Origin of the sequence: Arthrobacter agilis, from assembly GCF_002953615.1 — a bacterium.
Lineage (GTDB): Bacteria > Actinomycetota > Actinomycetes > Actinomycetales > Micrococcaceae > Arthrobacter_D > Arthrobacter_D agilis_B.
This window is the reverse complement of the sequence record NZ_CP024915.1, coordinates 1,226,419-1,232,880: the sequence shown is the minus strand read 5'-3', so window position 1 is coordinate 1,232,880 and position 6,462 is coordinate 1,226,419. Positions and strand designations below refer to the sequence as shown.

General features: G+C 69.7%; 5 protein-coding genes. All 5 read left to right on the top strand.

The annotated features are described in order from the left end of the window. The first annotated feature begins 148 nt into the window (after positions 1–148). Positions 149–895 (top strand): MIP/aquaporin family protein, encoded by a 747-nt coding sequence (locus CVO76_RS05895; protein ID WP_208741196.1) that lies wholly within the window; start codon positions 149–151, stop codon positions 893–895. Positions 896–966: 71 nt separating this feature from the next. Then, entirely contained in the window at positions 967–2,484 is a 1,518-nt protein-coding gene (gene glpK / locus CVO76_RS05890) for a glycerol kinase GlpK (RefSeq protein ID WP_208741194.1), read from the top strand. A gap of 262 nt (positions 2,485–2,746) precedes the next feature. Further along, positions 2,747–5,269: a leucine--tRNA ligase gene (gene leuS, locus CVO76_RS05885; RefSeq protein ID WP_208741714.1), complete on the top strand. Its 2,523-nt coding sequence runs from the start codon at positions 2,747–2,749 to the stop codon at positions 5,267–5,269. A gap of 43 nt (positions 5,270–5,312) precedes the next feature. Then, positions 5,313–6,167 carry a DegV family protein gene (locus CVO76_RS05880; RefSeq protein ID WP_208741192.1) on the top strand — a complete coding sequence of 285 codons (855 nt, stop codon included), beginning with the start codon at positions 5,313–5,315 and terminating at the stop codon, positions 6,165–6,167. Between the two features lie 101 nt (positions 6,168–6,268). Next, positions 6,269–6,462, top strand: a 194-nt coding sequence (locus tag CVO76_RS05875) for a hypothetical protein (RefSeq protein ID WP_208741190.1), incomplete at its 3' end; no start/stop codon positions are given.

Below are 6,462 nucleotides of genomic sequence, written 5' to 3'. Positions count from 1 at the left end.
CGGGCGGCCTCCGTCACGGCGCCGCAACGGGTCGAACCGCTGTTCGGAACAGCGGTGCAGTGCCAACGGCAGCAGCTGCCGGGGGGGTCAACGCGTGCCGTCGAGGCGGCGGCACGCGTCAATAAATGAATAGATAGAGGAGTCAAAGATGTCTCTGGAAGTGTTTGTCGCCGAAATGTTCGGCACGATGCTGCTGCTGTTGCTCGGTACGGGTGTGGTCGCGAATGTCGCGCTCGCCCGGACCAAGGGCAATAACGGCGGCTTCCTCATGGTCAACTTCGGATGGGGCCTCGCCGTCTTCGCCGGCGTCTACGTCGCGGCCCTGTCGGGAGCCCACCTCAACTTCGCGGTCACGGTCGGTCTGTGGGTCAACGGCGACACCGCCGAATTCGCTCCGGGGGTCGACAAGAACTTCATCACCGCGATGGCCTACCTGGCGGCCCAGATGATCGGTTCGATCCTCGGTGCCGTCCTGTGCTGGCTCGCCTACAAGCAGCACTTCGACGAGGAGCCGGACCCCGCCAACAAGCTGGGTGTCTTCTCGACCGGTCCCGCCATCCGCTCCTACGGCTGGAACCTCGTCACCGAGATCATCGGAACCTTCGTGCTCGTGTTCGTCATCCTGTCCCTCGGCCCCACCTCGACGGGCCTCGGCCCCCTCGCGGTCGCCCTGCTCGTCGTCGGCATCGGCGCCTCGCTCGGCGGGCCGACCGGCTACGCCATCAACCCGAACCGCGACCTGGGACCCCGCATCGCCCACGCCATCCTGCCGATCAAGGGCAAGGGCAGCAGCGACTGGGGTTACGCCTGGGTGCCGATCGTCGGCCCGATCGTCGGTGGCGTCCTCGCCGGCATCCTGGTCCAGGTCATCTCGTTCCCCGTACCTGCCGCCTAGGCTCCAGCACCACCCGAGGCGGCTGTGCGCAGCCGCCCCCCGAAGACGTCCATCCAATGAAGGAGTAAGACATGTCGCAGCAGTACGTCATCGCCATCGACCAGGGCACCACGTCCAGCAGGGCCATCGTGTTCGACCACAAGGGCGATATCGTCTCGTCCGGCCAGAAGGAACACGAGCAGATCTTCCCGAAGGCCGGCTGGGTCGAGCACGATCCCGCCGAGATCTGGGGCAACACCCGCGAGGTCATCGGCACCGCCCTCTCCAGGGCCAACCTCACGCGCCACGACATCGCAGCCGTGGGCATCACCAACCAGCGCGAGACCGCCGTCGTCTGGGACAGGACCACCGGCAAGGCCGTCTACAACGCGATCGTCTGGCAGGACACGCGGACGCAGAACATCGTGGACGAGCTGGCGCAGGACGGCGGCGTCGAACGCTACAAGGCCAAGGTGGGCCTGCCGCTGGCCACCTACTTCTCCGGCACGAAGATCAAGTGGATCCTCGACAACGTCGACGGGGCCCGCGAGAAGGCCGAGGCCGGCGATCTCCTGTTCGGCAACACCGACTCCTGGGTGACCTGGAACCTCACGGGCGGCACCGACGGGGGCGTGCACATCACCGACGTCACCAACGCCTCGCGCACGCTGTTCATGGATCTCGAGACCCTGTCCTGGGACGAGTCGATCCTCGCCGACTTCGGTGTGCCCCTGTCGATGATGCCCGAGATCCGCTCCTCCTCCGAGGTCTACGGCACGGTGCACACCTCGCAGCTGCTGCGCGAGACGCCGGTGGCCGGCATCCTCGGCGACCAGCAGGCGGCGACCTTCGGCCAGGCCGCCTTCGACAAGGGAGGTGCGAAGAACACCTACGGCACCGGCAACTTCATGATCGTGAACACCGGCGAGGAGATCGTCCACTCCAAGAACGGCCTGCTCACGACGGTCTGCTACCGGCTCGGGGACGCCAAGCCCGTCTACGCGCTCGAGGGTTCGATCGCCGTCACCGGTTCACTCGTGCAGTGGCTCCGCGACAACCTCGGCATCATCAAGAGCGCCCCCGAGGTGGAGCAGCTCGCCACCACGGTCGACGACAACGGCGGCGTGTACATCGTGCCCGCGTTCTCGGGACTCTTCGCGCCGTACTGGCGCGCCGATGCACGCGGTGCCATCGTCGGCATGACCCGGTTCGTGAACAAGGGCCACATCGCCCGTGCGGCCCTGGAGGCCACGGCCTTCCAGACGCGCGAGGTGCTGGACGCGGCGAACGCCGATTCCGGCGTGAACATGGAGGACCTCCGGGTCGACGGCGGCATGGTCGCGAACGACGCCCTGATGCAGTTCCAGGCCGACATCCTCGGCATCCCCGTCATCCGACCGAAGGTCACGGAGACCACCGCGCTCGGCGCCGCCTACGCCGCGGGCCTCGCCGTCGGCTTCTGGAAGGACACCGACGAGCTCGCCACCAACTGGGCCGAGGACAAGCGCTGGAACCCGTCCATGGACGAGGCCGAGCGGGAGCGCCAGCTGCGACTGTGGAAGAAGGCCGTCACGAAGACCTTCGACTGGGTCGACGAGGACGTGCGCTAGCACGGACTCCCCACCGAACGGGGCACGCCCGGTCCGCAGCAGACGGACCGGGCGTGCCCCGTTCTCCGCCGCACATCCGTCGGCACGGCTCACACTGCTAAAGTGAACCCATGCCCCGAGCCCTCCTCCTTACCTAGCCGCACGGCGTCCACCGTGCGGCGGCCCCTCCTGGATGTGAGGGGCTTTTGTGTGTCCGGCGCCGGACACCCCAGGCAGGGGCGGGTCCCCGCGGACGAGCAGTACCAGAGCAGGACGACGTTCCATCGACAGGACAGGTCAACACACAGTGAGCATCAACCCCGAGGGCGCTCAGCCGGACGAGAACACCTACGACTTCTCCGCCATCGAGGCGAAGTGGCCGGCGGTCTGGGATCGGCTGCAGGCGTTCGCGCCCGCCGACGACGGCACGCGCGAGCGGCGCTACGTGCTCGACATGTTCCCGTACCCCTCCGGCGACCTCCACATGGGCCACGCGGAGGCATTCGCCATGGGCGACGTCGCGGCGCGCTTCTACCGTCAGAAGGGCTTCGACGTCCTGCACCCCATCGGCTGGGACTCGTTCGGCCTGCCCGCCGAGAACGCCGCGATCAAGCGCAACGCGCACCCGGCCGAATGGACCTACGCGAACATCGAGACGCAGGCGCACTCGTTCAAGCGGTACGCGATCAGCGCGGACTGGAGCCGGCGGCTGCACACCTCGGACCCCGAGTACTACCGCTGGACGCAGTGGCTCTTCGTCCGGTTCTTCCAGAAGGGCCTGGCGTACCGCCGGAACTCACCGGTCAACTGGTGCCCGAAGGACCAGACCGTGCTGGCGAACGAACAGGTCATCAACGGCGCCTGCGACCGCTGCGGGACGATGGTCACCAAGAAGAACCTGAACCAGTGGTACTTCAAGATCACCGACTACGCCGACCGCCTGCTGGACGACATGGAGCAGCTCAAGGGCCACTGGCCCGAGCGGGTGCTCGCCATGCAACGCAACTGGATCGGCCGCTCCGAAGGTGCGCACGTGCATTTCCGGATCGAGGCCGACGGCGACCTGCCGGAGCGGGACGTCACCGTCTTCACCACCCGGCCCGACACCCTCTACGGGGCGACGTTCTTCGTCGTCGCCGCCGACGCGGACCTGGCCCTGGACCTGGTCACGCCGGACCGGCGCGCGGCCCTGGAGCAGTACCGCGAACAGGTCAAGGGACTGTCGGAGATCGAACGGCAGGCCACGGAGCGCGAGAAGACGGGGGTCTTCACCGGCCGCTACGCCGTCAACCCGCTGAACGGCGAGAAGCTGCCCGTCTGGGCTGCCGACTACGTGCTGGCCGACTACGGCACCGGGGCCATCATGGCCGTCCCCGCGCACGACCAGCGCGACCTCGACTTCGCCCGGGCGTTCGACCTGCCCGTCCGCACCGTCGTCGACACCGGGGCCGAGGATGCCGCCGAGACCGGGATCGCCACGACGGGCGAGGGAACGCTCGTCAATTCCGGCGAGCTGACCGGGCTGGACAAGACGACCGCCATCCGCCGGGCCGTCGAGCTCGTCGAGGAGCAGGGCACCGGTGAGCACACCATCAATTACCGCCTGCGGGACTGGCTGCTCTCCCGGCAGCGCTTCTGGGGGACGCCGATCCCGATCATCCACTGCCCGTCCTGCGGTGAAGTACCGGTTCCGGACGACCAGCTGCCGGTGACCCTGCCCGAGGGGCTGCGCGGCGAGGCGCTGGCGCCCAAGGGCACCTCGCCGCTGGCCGCCGTCGAGGAGTGGGTCAACGTGCCCTGCCCCGACTGCGGTGGCGCGGCGAGGCGTGACACCGACACCATGGACACCTTCGTCGACTCGTCGTGGTACTACCTGCGCTTCGTCGACCCGCAGCTGGACACTGCGCCGTTCGACACCGAGGCCGTGAACCGCTGGCTGCCCGTCGGCCAGTACGTCGGCGGCGTCGAGCACGCCATCCTGCACCTGCTGTACAGCAGGTTCTTCACCAAGGTGCTGTTCGATCTCGGCATGGTCGGCTTCACCGAGCCCTTCAGTGCGCTGCTGAACCAGGGCCAGGTGCTCAACGGCGGCAAGGCCATGAGCAAGTCCCTCGGCAACGGCGTGGACCTCGGCGAGCAGCTGGACCGGTTCGGCGTGGACGCCGTGCGCCTCACCATGGTGTTCGCGTCACCTCCCGAGGACGACGTCGACTGGGCGGACGTCTCGCCGTCGGGCTCGGCGAAGTTCCTGGCGCGGGCCTGGCGCCTCGGTGGCGACGTCACCAGCGCGGTCGGGGCCGACCCGTCGACCGGCGACCGGTCACTGCGCTCTGTGACGCACCGCACGGTGGCGGAGTCCGCGGAGCTCATGGAGGCCAACAAGTTCAACGTCGTCATCGCGAAGCTCATGGAGCTCGTCAACGCGACGCGGAAGGCGATCGACTCCGGTGCCGGTGGCGCCGACCCCGCCGTGCGCGAGGCCACCGAGGCCGTCGCTATCCTGCTCAGCCTCTTCGCGCCCTACACGGCCGAGGACCTGTGGAGCCGCCTCGGACACGAGGCGACCGTCGCCACGGCGGGCTGGCCCACGGTCGATCCGGGCCTGCTGACCCAGGAGAGCGTCGTCGCGGTCGTCCAGGTGCAGGGCAAGGTGCGGGACCGCCTGACGGTGTCCCCGGACATCGCCGAGGACGAGCTGCGCGAGCTGGCGCTGGCCAGCGAGCAGATCCAGCGCGTGCTGGACGGTCGCGACATCCGCACGGTCATCGTGCGGGCGCCCAAACTGGTCAACATCGTCCCGGCGTGATGACTCGTCGGTGGACGGCCCCGACGCGGGCAGGGCGTGCTGCGTGCGCATAGCCGTCGTCACCGACTCGGCCGCCGGGTTCGCTCCGGAATGGAGCGCGCCCGGTGGCCTCGCCGACGGCATCCCGGTGGTCGCCATGCCGGTGCTGGTCGGCGCCGACATCCTGACCGGTGAGCACGACGACGTCACCGCACCCCTCATGGTCGCCCTCGCCGCAGGGACGACCGTGCGCACGTCCCGGCCGTCCCCCGGGCAGTTCGACGCCGTGTACGGCCGCCTCGCCGAGGAGGGGTACGACGGCATCGTGTCCGTGCACCTGTCGGGCCTGCTGTCGGGCACGGTCGAGGCGGCCCGCCAGGCGGCATCCCGCGCGACGATCCCCGTCGAGGTCATCGACGCACGCACCGCGGGCATGGCGCAGGGCCGGGCGGCCCTCGCAGCCCGGGCGGCGGCGCGGAGAGGTGCGGACCTGCAGGCGGCCGCCGCCGCGGCGGCCATGGCCGCGCGGGCGTCCGCCCTCTACTTCTACGTCCCCAGCGTTGAGCAGCTCCGCCGCGGAGGCAGGATCCCGGCGGCGGCAGGCTGGCTGGGCGCCCTGCTGTCCGTCCGGGTGATCCTTCATGTCCAGGGTGGGCGACTCGTCCCCCTCGAACGCATGCGGTCGGCGGCGCGCGGCATGGCGCGGCTCCAGGAACTGGTGGAGGCCGACATCACCGCGCGCGCCGGCGACGTCCTGCTGACCGTGCACCACTTCGGCAACGTGGACGAGGCTGCGGCCCTCGCCGGGCGCCTCGAGGCGGTGGCAGGGACCGGGCAGGTGTCGACCGCCCCGTGCCCCTCCGTCCTCGCCGCACATGCCGGGCTCGGCGTCGTGGCGGTGACCGTCAGTCCCGGCTGACCGGTGGCCACGAGACCCCTGCGGCGGATCGCCGCGGGTGCGATATCCACATAGCGCTCCGGGACCCGATCGAGGACGAGTCACGCTCCTAGCGTTGCGGGATGGGAAAGCACCGATGGCCGACCGCCGGCGACGCAGGGGAGACCGGCACGTGGGCTCCCGCGGCCCGGCCGGCGGATGGCAGCGCGGCGGGCGCTCTCCTCCCGGCGGATGGCCGCGAGGAAGTGCCGGACAGTTCGGATGCGCGCGCTGTCCGCGCGGCCCGGGGGGAGGAGGAGGGCCGGCAGACCGTGCC